The organism is Actinomadura decatromicini (assembly GCF_008121305.1).
Classification (GTDB): Bacteria; Actinomycetota; Actinomycetes; order Streptosporangiales; family Streptosporangiaceae; genus Spirillospora; species Spirillospora syzygii.
Genome location: NZ_VSRQ01000001.1, coordinates 731,846 through 745,684, shown reverse-complemented (window position 1 = coordinate 745,684; position 13,839 = coordinate 731,846). Strand labels below are relative to the sequence as shown.

The 13,839-nt window shown below is 72.9% G+C and carries 12 protein-coding genes; 4 read left to right on the top strand and 8 right to left on the bottom strand.

What is annotated here, in order from left to right; genetic code table 11:
* Positions 1-6: 6 nt before the first annotated feature.
* From ccrA to FXF68_RS02890, 7 genes are read right to left on the bottom strand one after another with little or no spacing between them, the layout of a single operon-like run.
* A complete protein-coding gene (ccrA, locus tag FXF68_RS02920) occupies positions 7-1,356 on the bottom strand; it encodes a crotonyl-CoA carboxylase/reductase (RefSeq protein ID WP_148757332.1) in 1,350 nt (449 codons plus the stop codon).
* 15 nt (positions 1,357-1,371) lie between these two features.
* On the bottom strand, positions 1,372-2,727 hold the full coding sequence (locus FXF68_RS02915) for an NAD(P)/FAD-dependent oxidoreductase (protein ID WP_148757331.1): 1,356 nt from the start codon (positions 2,725-2,727) through the stop codon (positions 1,372-1,374).
* Positions 2,717-2,989, bottom strand: coding sequence for an acyl carrier protein (locus FXF68_RS02910; RefSeq protein WP_246178198.1), 273 nt, complete (start codon positions 2,987-2,989; stop codon positions 2,717-2,719). The genes FXF68_RS02915 and FXF68_RS02910 overlap by 11 nt, the downstream gene beginning before the upstream one ends.
* Before the next feature lie 4 nt (positions 2,990-2,993).
* Complete coding sequence (locus FXF68_RS02905) at positions 2,994-4,478, bottom strand: amino acid adenylation domain-containing protein (protein WP_148757330.1); 1,485 nt, start codon at positions 4,476-4,478, stop codon at positions 2,994-2,996.
* On the bottom strand, positions 4,475-5,620 hold the full coding sequence (locus tag FXF68_RS02900) for an acyl-CoA dehydrogenase family protein (protein ID WP_148757329.1): 1,146 nt from the start codon (positions 5,618-5,620) through the stop codon (positions 4,475-4,477). The genes FXF68_RS02905 and FXF68_RS02900 overlap by 4 nt, the downstream gene beginning before the upstream one ends.
* A complete protein-coding gene (locus tag FXF68_RS02895) occupies positions 5,620-6,657 on the bottom strand; it encodes a ketoacyl-ACP synthase III family protein (RefSeq protein WP_148757328.1) in 1,038 nt (345 codons plus the stop codon). Before FXF68_RS02895 ends, FXF68_RS02900 begins: the two co-directional genes overlap by 1 nt.
* A gap of 26 nt (positions 6,658-6,683) precedes the next feature.
* Positions 6,684-7,910, bottom strand: a complete 1,227-nt coding sequence (locus tag FXF68_RS02890; RefSeq protein WP_148757327.1) for an aminotransferase class I/II-fold pyridoxal phosphate-dependent enzyme — start codon at positions 7,908-7,910, stop codon at positions 6,684-6,686.
* A 192-nt stretch (positions 7,911-8,102) separates the two neighbouring features.
* Here FXF68_RS02890 and FXF68_RS02885 point away from each other — a divergent pair, with 192 nt between their 5' ends.
* A complete protein-coding gene (locus FXF68_RS02885; RefSeq protein WP_148757326.1) occupies positions 8,103-9,449 on the top strand; it encodes an NDP-hexose 2,3-dehydratase family protein in 1,347 nt (448 codons plus the stop codon).
* A 12-nt stretch (positions 9,450-9,461) separates the two neighbouring features.
* Here FXF68_RS02885 and FXF68_RS02880 read toward each other — a convergent pair whose 3' ends face one another.
* The gene (locus FXF68_RS02880) at positions 9,462-10,163 is read right to left on the bottom strand and encodes a FadR/GntR family transcriptional regulator (RefSeq protein ID WP_148757325.1); all 702 of its coding nucleotides are present in this window, start codon (positions 10,161-10,163) and stop codon (positions 9,462-9,464) included.
* A gap of 111 nt (positions 10,164-10,274) precedes the next feature.
* Between FXF68_RS02880 and FXF68_RS02875 the strand changes: the two genes are divergently transcribed.
* The 3 genes from FXF68_RS02875 to FXF68_RS02865 all read left to right on the top strand — a co-directional run bounded on the left by FXF68_RS02875 (position 10,275) and on the right by FXF68_RS02865 (position 13,837).
* Positions 10,275-11,114 (top strand): fumarylacetoacetate hydrolase family protein, encoded by an 840-nt coding sequence (locus tag FXF68_RS02875; RefSeq protein WP_148757324.1) that lies wholly within the window; start codon positions 10,275-10,277, stop codon positions 11,112-11,114.
* A gap of 83 nt (positions 11,115-11,197) precedes the next feature.
* Complete coding sequence (locus tag FXF68_RS02870; protein ID WP_246178197.1) at positions 11,198-12,847, top strand: serine/threonine-protein kinase; 1,650 nt, start codon at positions 11,198-11,200, stop codon at positions 12,845-12,847.
* 168 nt (positions 12,848-13,015) lie between these two features.
* Positions 13,016-13,837 carry an FHA domain-containing protein gene (locus tag FXF68_RS02865; protein WP_222869783.1) on the top strand — a complete coding sequence of 274 codons (822 nt, stop codon included), beginning with the start codon at positions 13,016-13,018 and terminating at the stop codon, positions 13,835-13,837.
* Positions 13,838-13,839 lie beyond the last annotated feature (2 nt).

The following is a 13,839-nucleotide window of genomic DNA, read 5'->3' as shown; positions in this document are numbered from 1 at the left end:
CTCGGGTTACCCGGTCGGCGCGCGGAACCGCGTGATGCCCGGGAGGTGCCGTTCGCGCAGCTCGGCGTCGGTGACGCCGAGCCCCTCGTCCGGCGCCATGCAGAGGACGCCGATCTTGCCCTGGTGCAGGTTCCGGTGGACGCGGTGGGTCGCCTCGCCCACCGCGTCCAGCGGCAGCGTCACCGACAGCGTCGGATGGATCTTGCCCTTCGCGACCAGCCGGTTGGCCTCCCATGCCTCCCGGTAGTTCGCGAAGTGCGAGCCGATGATCCGCTTGACGTTCATCCACAGGTACCGGTTGTCGAACTCGTGCCGGAACCCCGTGGTCGACGCGCAGGTGACGACCGTGCCGCCGCGGCGGGTCACGAACACCGAGGCGGCGAACGTGTCCCGGCCCGGATGCTCCAGGACGATGTCCGGGTCCTCACCGCCCGTCAGGTCGCGGATCCGGGCGCCGAACCGCTTCCACTCGCGCGGGTCGGACGTCCCGTCCGGCCGCCAGAACCGGTAGTCCTCGGCGGCCCGGTCGATGACCAGCTCGGCGCCCATCGCCCGGCACAGCTCCGCCTTCTCCGCCGACGACACGACGCAGATCGGCGTCGCGCCGCCCGCGAGCGCGAGCTGCACGGCGTAGGAGCCGAGCCCGCCCGTCGCGCCCCACACCAGCACGTTGTCGCCCTGCTTCAGCCGCGCCCCGTTGCGGGACACGAGCTGCCGGTAGGCCGTCGAGTTCACGAGGCCCGAGCAGGCCGCCTCCTCCCAGGTGAGGTGGCCCGGCTTCGGCATGAGCTGGTTGGCCTTGACGAGGGCGATCTCCGCGAGGCCGCCGTAGTTCGTCTCGAACCCCCAGATCCGCTGCTCCGGGTCCAGCATGGTGTCGTCGTGCCCGTCCGGGCTCTGCATCTCCACGGACAGGCAGTGCGCCACCACCCGGTCTCCGGGGCGCCAGGACTGCACCCCGGGTCCGGTCCGCAGCACCACGCCGGACAGGTCCGAGCCGACCTGGTGGTACGGCCGGTCGTGGTGCGAACTGAGCGGGGAGCGCTTGGCGTAGCGCTCCAGGAACGTGAACGTGGGGAGCGGCTCGAACAGCGCCGTCCACACGGTGTTGTAGTTGATCGCGCTCGCCATGACCGCGACGAGCGCCTCGCCCGGCCCGACCGGGGGCAGCGGCACCTCCTCCAGCCGCAGCGACGCGCGGGGGTCCTTGTCCGCGGTCGCCTGGCCGGCGAACATCTCCGTGTCGTCCCGGTGCACCGTCGCCGCCCGGTACGAGCCGGGCAGCGGCAGCGCCTCGAAGGCGCGCGGCGACGTCTCGCCGGCGAGGATCGCGTCCAGGAACTGCCGGACTGCCATGAGCGGACCTCCCGGTCAGACGACGGTGTTGATGCGCAGCGAGCCCAGGTACGGGTGCCACAGGTGCTCGGGGTCGGCCTCGACGGCCTCGACCACCTCGCGCATGGCGGCGAGGGCCTTCGGCTCCTCCTCGTCGTAGACGTCGCCCTGCAGCATCTTCAGCACGTCGACGCGGTACTGCGGGTCCTTGACGAACGCCGTGAACAGCACGTTCAGCCGGTAGTAGATCGTGATGAACTCGTACCAGTTGCGGACGGCGCGGCGGAGCCGCCGCTCGTACGTCGCGAAGCGCTCCTTGCTGAAGTCGTTCGCCTTGTGGGCCTCGATGATGTCGTAGGACGCGATCCGCGCGCTGTTGACGGCGACGCTCACCCCGCTGGAGAAGATCGGGTCGACGAACCGGGCCGCGTCCCCGATGAGGACGAACCGGTCGCCGCAGATCTCCTTCATGGAGTAGCTGTAGTCGCCCTCGGTCTTGAGCGGGCGGACCTGCTCGCACTTCTGGAGCTCCTTGTGCAGCTCCGGACGGCTCGCGATGAAGTCCCAGAAGAACGTGTCGCGGTCGACGCCCGACTCGCGGAACCGCTTCTTCTGCGTCACGACCCCCACGCTGGTGATCGTGTCGGTGATGGGGATCTGCCAGACCCAGCTGTCGTTGATGGGCAGGTAGTGGATGAAGATGAAGTCGGCCTCGGACGGGTCGGACGACAGCGCGTTCCGGTCCAGCCCCTCGAACCAGGCGTGCACGGCGTACTGGTCGAACACCGGGTCGGGGACCTTGACCTTCAGCTGGCGGCCGAGCAGCGTCTGCCGTCCGGACGCGTCCACGACCATGCGGGACGTGAACGTCGTCTCCCGCGGCCCGATGCGCGTGGTGAGCGTGACGATCTCGGGGTCGGAGAAGTCGACGTTCAGGACGCGGACGCCGTTGAACACCCGCGCGCCGCGGCTCTGCGAGTGCTTCAGCAGGATGGAGTCGAAGCGCCCGCGGTCGACGTGGAAGGTGTAGTCGCGGTCGACGCCCGGCTGGTCGCGCTCGCTGAAGAGGATCTCCGCCGACCGCAGGACCTCCGCCGACTGGATGTGCTCCAGGTTCTTGATGAAGTTCGTCCGCTCGGTGTAGCGGGACTCGGCCGTCGTCCAGGCCGCGCCGTACTTCTTCGGGAACTTCGCCTCCTCCAGCTTCTCCATCACGCCGATCTCGTTGAAGACGGGCGTCGTCGCCGGGATCAGCGACTCGCCGACGTGCTCGCGGGGGAAGACCTCGCCCTCGAACACGACGACCGACAGGCCGGCGCCCGCGAGGTAGGAGGCGGCGGTCGAGCCCGCCGGGCCGCCGCCGATGATCGCGACGTCGAAGTCAGGCTCCATGGTGGGCTCCGTCCGCCTTGGCCGTCTGGGGGAGGTCGTCGATCATCTCGGCGATGCTACGCACGTCCTTGAAGAACCGGGCGCTGACCTTCGCCGGGGGGATGGCGATGCCGAGGTCGTCCCGGATGTGGGTGAGCAGCACCGCCGTGTTGAGGGAGTCGAGCACGCCCCACTCCAGGAGCGGGGACGTCGCGGTCAGCTCGCCGCGCGGGTCGCCGGCGAGGAACCTGTCCCTGATGAAGGAGATCAGGTGCTCGGACAATTGATCATGTGACACTGACTGTCCTTTCGACGTGCCTTTCGACGAGCAGGGTCCGGTCGACCTTGCCGTTGCGCGTGCGCGGGAGTTCGGGCACGAGATGGAACCGGTCGGCGATCATGTAGCGGGGCAGTCGCCGCGAGCTGTGCTCCTTGAGTTCGAGGACGCCGGGCGCCCGCCCCGGCCCGGGCACGATGAAGGCGACGAGCCGCGCGTTCACGGCCGTGCCGACGACGACGACCGAGACCTGGTCGACGTCGGGATGGGCGGCGAGGGCGGCCTCGACCTCGCCGAGTTCGATGCGGTGCCCGCGGACCTTGACCATGTGGTCGCGGCGGCCGACGTAGTCGAACGCGCCGCCGGGCAGGACGCGGACGACGTCGCCCGTCGCGTACGGCCCCTTCTGCGGTTCGCCGCCCCAGTAGCCGAGCATGACCGTGGGGCCGTCGACCATCAGCTCGCCCTCCTCGCCCTCGGCGGCGGGGGCGCCGTCCTGGCGGACCGCCCACACGTCGTCGCCGCAGCTCGGGCGCCCGATCGGGACAGGCCGGTCGCGGCCGAGGTCGGCGGGTTCGACCCGGTGGAAGGTGCAGACGTTGGTCTCGGTGGGGCCGTACAGGTTGAACAGGGGCGCGGTCGTCCAGTCGGCGAGCCGCCGGACGTAGGGGATCGGGAACGGCTCGCCCGCGAACAGCACCGCCCGCAGCGCGGCCGAGGGGGCGCGGTCCAGCAGCCCGCCGTCGCGCATCATCAGGATCAGCACGGACGGGACGGAGTACCAGACGGTGATCTCCCGCTCGTACAGCAGGTCGACGAGCTGCCCCGGCGCGTACCCGAGCGCGGCCGGGATGAGGTGCACCGAGGCGCCGACGGTGAGCGGCGCGTACAGGTCGAGCACCGACAGGTCGAAGGTGAACGGGGCGTGGTTGGCGAACCGGTCGGCGGACGTGGCGTCCAGCAGCCCGACCGCCCAGTCGACGAACGCGAGGGCGGCGCGGTGGCTGATGCACACGCCCTTGGGCGTCCCGGTGGAGCCGGACGTGTAGAGGATGAAGGCCAGGTCGCCGGGGTCGCACGGCTCGTCCGGCGAGGGGCCGTCCGGGGCGGGCGGGTGGTCGAGGTCGAGGTATTCGGCGGCCGCGCCGAGCTCGGCGCGGAGCGCGCCGAGGCGGTCGTCGCCGACGCAGACGGCCCGCGCGCCGCAGTCCCGGGCGAGGGCGGCGACGCGCCCGGCCGGGGAGGCGCCGTCCACCGGGACGTAGGCCGCGCCGAGCCGCAGGACGCCCTGCATCGCGGCCACGACGGCGGCGGACTTGTCCGCCCACAGGACCACCCGGTCGCCGCGCCGGACGCCGAGCGCCGCCAGCCGCCGGGCGATGGCGCCCGCCAGGTCGTCCAGTTCCCGGTAGGTGTGCGTGCCGGCCTCGTCGACGACGGCGGGCGCGTCCGGGCGCCGGGCCGCCGAGTCGATCAGCCGCCGGTGCAGGTTCACAGCCCGGCCCCCTTCGCGATGATCTCCCGCTGGATCTCCGACGTCCCGGAGAAGATGGTGCTCGGCACCGAGTCGCGGAGCTGCTGCTCGATCCCGGCGGGGCTGAGGTAGCCGGAGCCGCCGAAGATCTGGACGGCGTCGAGGCTGTTGGCGACGGACGCCTCCGACACCGACACCTTCGCGACCGCCGCCGCCGTGGTGGCGTCGTGGCCCTGGTCGAGCAGCCAGCACGCCCGGTAGAGCAGCAGGCGGCAGCTCTCCAGCCGCTGCGTCATGGTGGCGAGCCGGTGCGAGACGGCCTGGAACTCGCCGATGCCGTGGCCGAACTGCCGCCGCTCCCGCGCGTGCTGGACGCAGTCGCGGAGCTGCCGGTCCATCAGCCCGACGTAGGCGGCGAACAGGCACGCCCGCTCCCAGCCCATCGAATGCTGGAAGATCGCGCTGCCGTCGCCCTCCTCGCCGAGCCGGTACCGCTCCGGCACCCGGCAGCGGACGAACTCGACCCGTCCGGCCGGGCAGCCGTGCAGGCCCATCTTGCGCAGCGGCGGCCCCACCACGACGCCGGACAGCTCGCGCGGGACGGCGAACGCGCTGATCCCGAGGAACCCCGCGGACGGGTCGGTGACGGCGTAGGTGACGAACACGTCCGCGGCCGGGGCGTTGCTGGCGAACGACTTGACGCCGTGCAGGACGTAGTCGCCGCCGTCGCGCTCCGCCGTCGTCGCGAGGCGTCCGACGTCGGAGCCCGCGCCCTCCTCGGTCATCGCGTTCGCGGCGATGAGGCCGCCGCGGGCGAGGCCGCCGAGCATGCCGTCCCGGATCGGGGCCCGCCCGAAGTCGCGGACGGGCACCGCGCAGGCGAGCAGGTGCGCGGCGATCGCGAACACGAGGCCGGTGTCGGCGCAGCCGCGGCCGAACGCCTCCAGGGCCAGCGCCGTGTCGAGCGCGCCGAGCCCGCGGCCGCCGTGCTCGGCGGGCAGGCACAGGCCGGTGAGGCCGAGGCGCCCGGCGGTGGCCCACTCGTCCGGGGCGAAGTGGTCGGCGGACGACTCCCGGCGGCGGGCGCCCGGCAGGTCCCGGGTGACGTCGGCGAGCGTCCCGTCGTAGAGCCGCTGCTGGTCCGCGCTGAGGCCGAAGTCCATCAGGCCGCCCACGGCGGCGTGTCGACGACCTTCACGACGGCCGCCGAGAGGGTGATGCCGGGGGCGACGCCCATCATCAGCAGGTGGTCGCCGGGCCCCAGCTCGCCCGCGGCGAGGAGGTGGTTGAACGACATGATCTGGTCGCAGGTGCCGTGGCCGATGCCGCGCCCGAAGTCCCAGGTCGACTTCGACAGGGGCAGCCCGAGCGGGGCCATGATCCGCTGCTCGACCATCTCCCTGGAGAAGTTGTTGAACGCGACGCGGGCGAGGTCGTCGGGCTCGATGCCCGCGTCGGACAGGCAGCGGTGCACGATCTCCGTGGTCTTCTTCTGCACCTCGAAGAGCGGGGCCGCGCCGTCGGGGTTGCCCTTGAGCGTCTCGCGGAACGACAGCAGGCGGCCGTTGAAGTCCACGGACCTGCCGAGGGTCACGCTCGGCGGGAACAGCGGCTCGTCCCCGCGGTGGACCTGCTCGGCGGCGGCGACCGTCACCGTGCGGGCCGCGACGACCTGCGCGAACGACGGCCGCTTCGTCAGGACCAGCGCGCTCGACCCGTCCGCCGGGATGTATCCGACGCCCGAGTTCCAGCGGTCCATCAGCGGCGTGCCGAAGTTGTCGGCGGTGACGACCAGTGCGCTGTGGCGGTCGCCGTCCCCGCGCAGGTAGCCGATCGCCAGCTCCAGCGCCGTGAACATCCCGTTGCAGCCCGAGCGCACCTCCACCGACAGGCAGTCGCCGCCGAGGTGGCGCTGGAGGTAGGACTGCGGCAGCCAGCCGTCCGGGCCCTGGTGCCAGGAGTCGGCGTAGAGCTGGACGTCCAGCTCGGCCGCGGGCTGCCCGGCGCGGGTCAGCGCCTCCCGGGCGGCGTGCAGCGCCATCTCCGGGGCCGGGGTGTCGCCCGCGACGCGCACCCCGAGCAGCCCGGCGCTCTCGGCCTGCTCGGCCGGGTAGCTCCCCTCGGCCACCGCGTCCGCGATGGAGACGGTCGGCGGCTCGTACACCCCGACCCCCGAGATGAAGATGTCGTCTGCTGGCACGGAAGCCTCCTCGGTCTGGCTGCGGATCAGTGGTCTGCGTGGGCGGCGGTCAGGCGGCCGCCCGCGCGCACGGCGAGCCGGAGCACGTCGCAGACGCGGTCGACGTCGTCCGGCCGGACGGCGGTTCCCGTCGGCATCACGAGGACGCGGCGGCCGAGCGACTCGGTGCGGGGGAGCGGCGCGGGCGCGTGCGTCTCCGGCCGGTCCCGGTAGGGGGCGAGGCGGTGGCATCCCGGGTGGAAGTAGGTCTGGGCGAGGATGTTCTCCGCCCGCAGCGCGGCGAGCAGGTCGTCGCGGCGCGGGCCGCCCGGGTCGTCGGGATCGCGGGAGCCTTCGTCCAGCTCGACGACCGCGTACTGGAGGTTGTTGAACTCCTCCGGACCCGGCACGCGGACGGTGAGGCCGGGGACGTCGGCGAGCGCCTCCCGGTACCGGACGTGGTTGCGCCGGTTGGCGTCCATGACCTCGTCGAGATGCGCCAGCGAGGTGATCGCCATCGCGGCGCAGATCTCGTTCATGCGGGCGTTGACGCCGACGCCGCGGACCGTCCCGGCGTCGTTGCCGAAGTTGCGCATGGCGCGGATCCTGTCGGCGAGGTCGTCGTCGTCGGTGACGATCGCGCCGCCCTCGAAGGAGTTGACGGCCTTCGTCGGGTGGAAGCTGAAGGTGGCGGCGCGGCCGAGCGCGCCGACCGGGCGGCCCCGGAACCGGCAGCCCGCGGCGTGCGCCGCGTCGAACAGCAGCGGGATCCCGTGCTCGGCGGCGATCTCGTCCAGGGCCGGGACGTCGCACGGCCGCCCCCACAGGTGCACGCCCATGATCGCGCTGGTCCGGGGGGTGATGAGCGCGCGGACGCGGGCCGGGTCGAGGTTGCCCGTGGCGGCGTCGATGTCGCAGAACACGGGGGTGATGCCGTGCCATTGCAGCGCGTGGGCCGTGGCGACGTAGGTGAAGGAGGGGACGATCACCTCGCCGGACAGCCCGAGCGCGCGGGCGAGCACCTCGATGGCGACCGTGCCGTTCGCGACGGCGAGGCAGTGCCGCACCTCGGTCAGCTCGGCGAAGCGGCGCTCCAGCTCGGCGACCAGCGGGCCGCCGTTGGTCCAGTGCCGCCCGTCGAGCGACGCGGTGATGCGGCGGAGGGCCTCGTCCCGGGCGGGCAGGCTCGGCCTGCCGGTGACGAGCGGAGTGTCGAACGCCGGCGGCCCCCCGAAGACCGCCAGCTCGCTGACGTCGCTCTTGCCGGTCGGCATCCTCGCCTCGCAGAAGGTCGATGGCCTTGTGTCGCATCGGCCATACGGGGGTTGCGGTGTCGGAACTCAGGCTCAGACGGAACGCTAAGCGGGCGCTGAACGACCGCTAAAGCATGTGTTTTGTCGCCGCGTTGCCGGAAATTCAGCGGGTGGCGCTGAGGTGGGCTGAACCGAACCGAAGGAGTGCCCGCCATGCCCGGAGCGCAGTCCGCCGTGACCGATGCGAACCGCTCCGCGGGCGTCCGCGAATGGCTGGCCGACCGGGCCCACGCCATTCGCTGCTCGGTGACGCGCGTGCCTTTCGCCGAGCTGGACGCGTGGGGATTCGACGCTGGCACCGGAAATCTCGTGCACGACAGCGGGCGGTTCTTCGCGGTGGCGGGCATCCGGGTGGAGGACGACAGCGGGCTCCGCGCCGCGCAGCCGATCCTGAACCAGCCGGAGATCGGCATTCTCGGCCTTCTGACCAGGGAGACCGACGGCGTCCGGCGGTATCTCGTGCAGGCGAAGATGGAGCCGGGCAACATCAACACGCTGCAACTCGCGCCGACCGTCCAGGCGACCCGCAGCAACTACACGCGCGTTCACGGCGGCCGGAAGACGCGTTATCTGGAGCATTTCCGAGGCGCGGGACGGGGCCGTCCCGTGGTCGACGTCCTCCAGTCCGAACAGGGCTCGTGGTTCCTGCGGAAACGGAACCGCAACATCGTCGTCGAGGCCGCCGGGGACATACCCGATCATCCCGACTTCCGCTGGATGACGCGCGCCGAGATAGATGAACTGCTGGTCCTGGACAACGTCGTCGGCATGGACATCAGGACCGTCCTTTCCTGCCTTCCGCCCGACGCGGGCCACGGCGCTCCGCGCGACGAATTCACCGACGCGCTGCGCCGTTCCCACGACCGCGCGGCGGCGCTGTTCGGCCGGGCGGAGGTCCTGAGCTGGTTCACCGAGGCGCGGAGCGCCTGCGACTGGCGGGTGGCGGCCGTCCCGCTGAAGGACGTCCCCGGCTGGACGGCGGGCCCCGACGAGCTGGCCGCGGACGGCGGCGGCCCCTTCCGCGTCATCGGCGCGCGGGTCACGGCCGGGAGCCGGGAGGTCGCCTCGTGGTCGCAGCCGCTGCTCGAACCGCTCGGCATCGGGATGTCGGCGTTCCTCGCGCGCCCGATCGGCGGCGCGCTGCACCTGCTGGCGCGGGCCCGGCCGCAGGCGGGGCTGCCCGACCTCGTGGAGATCGGGCCGACCGTCCAACTGCCCGCGGACGGCGAGCCGGGCCGCACCGCGCCGTTCGCCGCCGAGGCGTCGACCGAGGACCCGGCGCGGCTGCGGTTCGACACCGTCCTGTCCGAGGAGGGCGGGCGGTTCTTCCACGCGCGGACGCGGTACCGGGTGATCGACGTCGGCGCCGACTTCCCGCTCGACGTGCCGCCGGACTTCCGCTGGGTGACCGTCCGCCAGCTCATGGACCTGGTCGAGCACAAGCACTACCTCAACATCGAGGCGCGCACCCTGCTCGCCTGCGTCCACAGCCTCCGTTAGGACGGCCGCCGTTCAGGACGAGGGCTCGCCCGTCTTGTGGTCGTGGATCAGGCGCATCGCCGCGTCGCGGTCGTGGCGCGCCAGGGTGTCCACGAGGTCGGTGTGCAGGCGGTGGCGTTCGCGCAGGTACGGCGGCAGCGGGCGGACGCCGTCCGGCAGGACGCGCAGCGTGTGCCCCTCGATGAGGTCCAGCAGGTTGGCGTAGAGGGAGCGCAGCAGGACGTGCGGGCTGACCGCCGCGATCCGCGCGTGCAGCCGCCAGTTGGCGCGGGTGAACGCGGTGGCGTCCGCGGCGTCGGCGGCGACGCCCATCTCGTCGAGGATCGCGCGCATGTCGGCGACGTCGGCGGGGGAGGCGTGCCACAGGGCGTCCTCGATGAGGAGCGGGTCGAGCGCGTCGCGGATGCGGATGGCCTCGGCGACGGACGTCCGGTCGGCGTTCAGGGACAGCATCGAGTTGCCGAGCCGCACCATCGGCGACTGCTCGGCGGCGAACAGCCCGCCGCCGGGCCCGGGCCGGACCGACACCAGCCCGCGCGCCTGGAGCAGCCGCAGCGCCTCGTTGAACGTGCTGACCGAGACCCCGCACAGCGCGCGCAGCTCGTTCTTCGTCCCGAGCCGCGCCCCGGGCTCGGCGGACCGGACGAGGCCCGCGACGCGGTCCGCGGCCAGCTCCGCCCGCCCGCCGGCGGGTGAGGGGGTGTCAGCGCGCACGGAGTCCTCCTCCCCTTAATTCAGCATGGACATTATCAGGGGCCGGGCTTGACGTCCCGTCTGATCAGGGAGCATTATCGCCCTAATCATCATGACGAATTAGGAGGACGGGTGCGCGTCGGCAACCTCGCAGGTCGCTCGGTCGTGATCGTCGGAGAGCGCGCGGTGGACGTGGAGACGGCGAGCGGCGGCCGGTTCGGCCCCGACCCGCAGGCCGCCTACCAGGACTGGGACGCCTTCCGCGCATGGGCGGCCACCGCCTCGGAAGCCGCGGGCGCGGCCTTCGACCAAGCGGACCTCGGCGCGCCCGTGCCCGAGCCCCGCCAGGTCTTCGCGATCGGCCTCAACTACCGCGACCACGCGGCCGAGTCCGGGTTCGACGTCCCGGACGGCCTGCCCCCGGTGTTCACCAAGTTCGCGACGAGCATCACCGGCCCGGTCACCGAGGTGGCCCTGCCGCCCGGCGGCAACACCGACTGGGAGGTCGAGCTCGTCGCCGTCATCGGACGGCGGGCGCGGAACGTCGCGGCGGCGGACGCCTGGGACCACATCGCGGGCCTGACCGTCGGCCAGGACATCTCCGAGCGGGTGTCCCAGCTCGCCGGGCCCGCGCCGCAGTTCAGCCTCGGCAAGTCGTTCCCCGGCTTCGCGCCGACCGGGCCGTGGGTCGTCACCCCGGACGAGTTCGCCGACCCCGACGACCTCGCGCTCGGCTCGGCCATCAACGGCGAGGACGTCCAGAAGGCCCGCACCCGGGAGTTGATCTTCTCCATCCCGCTGTTGATCGAGCGGCTGTCGGCGGTGCTGCCGCTGCTGCCCGGCGACCTCGTCTTCACCGGGACGCCCGCCGGGGTCGGCCTCGGCCGCTCCCCGCAGCGCTGGCTCGCCCCGGGCGACGAGCTGGTCAGCTACGTCGAGGGCATCGGCGAACTCCGCCAGCGCTTCGTCTGAACGCGGGGAGCCGGGGACGGGCGGCAGCCCGAATGCCGGACACTCCGGGCGTTTCGGGAGCCGCTCGTTCTAGGCTGTGCGCCGTGACGGCTGAGCGGGTGGTGATCGACGGGCGCTTCGAGCTGCGCGGACGGCTCGGCAGCGGGGGCATGGGCACCGTCTGGCGCGCCTTCGACCTGGCGCTGGAGCGCGAGGTCGCGCTGAAGGAGGTGCGCCTCGCCGACGCCGAGCCGTCCCACCAGGACCCGGGCGTCGCGGCGATGATGCGCGAGCGCGTCATGCGGGAGGCGCGGGCGCTCGCCCGCCTCGACCACCCCAACGTGGTGACCATCCACCACATCGTGGACTCGCCGGACATGCCGCACCCGTGGCTGGTGATGGAGCTCGTCCGGGGGAGGTCGCTGCAGGACAGGCTCGGGTCCGGGCCGCTCACGCCCGGCGAGGGCGCGGTCGTCGGACGCGGGGTCCTCGCCGCGCTGCGGGCCGCGCACGAGGCCGGGATCTGCCACCGCGACGTCAAGCCCGCGAACGTCCTGATGCGGACGGACGGCACGCCCGTCCTCACCGACTTCGGCATCGCGGTGCTGGAGGAGGCGTCCCGCGTCACCGCGACCGGCGGGCTCGTCGGGTCGCCGGAGTACATCGCGCCGGAGCGGCTGCACGGGACGGAGGGCGACCCCGCCTCCGACCTGTGGTCGCTCGGCCTGCTGCTGTACGTGGCGGTGGAGGGGCACAACCCGCTGCGCCGTCCGACTGCCGCCGCGACGCTCGCCGCCGTCATGACCGCGGCGATCCCGCCGCCGCAGCGCGCCGGGCAGTTGGCGCCCGTGCTCCAGGCGCTGCTGGTGCGGGAACCGGCGGCGCGTCCGGCGGCGGCGCAGCTCGACCAGATGTTCGCGCAGGCCGCCGACGCCGTCACCACAGCGCCGGGCCTGGCGTTCCCGCCGCCGCCCGCCTTCCCCACGCCGCCGCCGGCCTTCCCCACGCCGCCGCCCGGCCCCGGCACCCACCCGAACCCCCTGCACACGCCTGCCTCCCCGCCGCACACCACCACGGGCTCCATGCAGCGGCCGCGCCGCAACGGGGCGCGGTGGCTCGTCGGGATCGCCGCCGGGATCGCGGTGTCCGCGGTCGTGGCGCTGATCGCGACGCTGGTCATCGTCGTCCCGAAGATCATGGACGCGACCCGCGGCGCGGCGGCGGCCGGTCCCGGCGCCCGGACGGGGGCGGCGCCCACGACGACCGCGCGGGGGAGCGGAGGCGGCGGCACCCGGGTCGCGACGCTGCTGACCCCCGCCGCGATCCGCGCCGTGATCAAGAAGTTCGAGACGGCGTCGGGCAGCACGAAGTTCGCCGAGTTCTCCGTCTACCCGGACCGCGCCTCCGCCGACGCGCCCGTCGCCGGGCGCCGCTCCGCCTTCGACAACTACACCTACGAGAAGGGCGCGGACGCGGCGGTGCGGAGCCGTCCGAGCGTCGCCATCACCACCGGCGACGCCAAGGTCGACCTCAAGACGTTCAACTGGGAGGCGCTGCCGTCCCTGCTGACCCGCGCCGCGCGCACGCTGAAGGTGCCGAAGCCCACCAACCGGTACATCATCGTCCGGGCCGCCTGGACGTTCAACGGCAACGCCCCCACCATGCTCGTCTACCTCACCGACGACTACGGCGGCGGCTACCTCGCCGTGAACCTGAAGGGGAAGGTCATCAGCACCGTCCCCGCCAACTCCTGACCGCGCTCGTCCCACCCGTAGCCGGTGAGCACCAGCACCGGCAGGGACGTCTCCTCCCGGTCCTGCCACACCGACGGCGGGACCCCTCCCGCGGCCGGGGGTTACGCTGAGCGCGGACGCGCGTGCGGAGCGGACGCGCGGGCACGACGCGCGGAGAGGACGGGTCGCATGCCGATGACGACACGCAAGCCGCCGGGCAAGGTCGACATCCTGCCGAAGGGTTTCGGGAGCCTCGCCACCGGTCTGCCGCCGGCCGAGCCCGGCACGCTGTTCGTCCGGGGGACGAACGGCGGGATGCGGGTGTCCCCGGACTCCCGCTTCACCGTCGTGTTCGGACGCTGCGAGCCCGACGTCCACGTCTGCGTCGGCGGCGACGACAAGCGCGTCAGCCGCAGGCACGGCGTCATCACCCGCGAGCACTCGCGCTGGGTGCTCTACAACGAGGGCAGGCTCGCGATCCGGTTCCCCGGCGCGCGGCTCGTGCTCGGCGGGCACCGGGCGGAGCTGCCGGTCACGTACCTGCCGCTGTTCATCGTCGCGCCGGGGCAGGAGCACCTGCTCGAAGTGCGCATCGCCGCCGGGTCGTCGGGGGCCGGCCCGGTCGACGCGCACGAGGTCGAGACCTACGACCCGCAGCTCGACCCGGAGGAGGCGCACGGCGGCAACCCCTGGTACCTGACCGAGCAGGAGAAGCTCGTCCTGGTCTGCCTCGCGCAGCGCTACCTGCGGCAGGAGCCGTGGCCGCAGCCGCTCACCTGGGCGCAGGTGGCCGACGAGCTGGGCCGCCTCCGCCCCGAGGAGAAGTGGAACGACAAGCGGGCCGCGCGGGTCGTCACCGGCGTCCGGATGCGGCTCAGCCCGTACGTCGGCGGCCTCCGCGAGGAGGACATCCCGCCGCCGATCGGCAACGCGCTCAACCACAACCTGATCAACGTGCTGCTCGTCCACACGATGCTCCGCACGTCCCACCTGGACGACATCGGCGGGTAGCG

Coding starts and splice junctions, on each gene's coding strand:
- ccrA (WP_148757332.1), bottom strand. CDS start 1,356: ATGGCAGTCCGGCAGTTCCTGGACGCGATCCTCGCCGGCGAGACGTCG.
- FXF68_RS02915 (WP_148757331.1), bottom strand. CDS start 2,727: ATGGAGCCTGACTTCGACGTCGCGATCATCGGCGGCGGCCCGGCGGGC.
- FXF68_RS02900 (WP_148757329.1), bottom strand. CDS start 5,620: ATGGACTTCGGCCTCAGCGCGGACCAGCAGCGGCTCTACGACGGGACG.
- FXF68_RS02890 (WP_148757327.1), bottom strand. CDS start 7,910: ATGCCGACCGGCAAGAGCGACGTCAGCGAGCTGGCGGTCTTCGGGGGG.
- FXF68_RS02885 (WP_148757326.1), top strand. CDS start 8,103: ATGCCCGGAGCGCAGTCCGCCGTGACCGATGCGAACCGCTCCGCGGGC.
- FXF68_RS02865 (WP_222869783.1), top strand. CDS start 13,016: ATGCCGATGACGACACGCAAGCCGCCGGGCAAGGTCGACATCCTGCCG.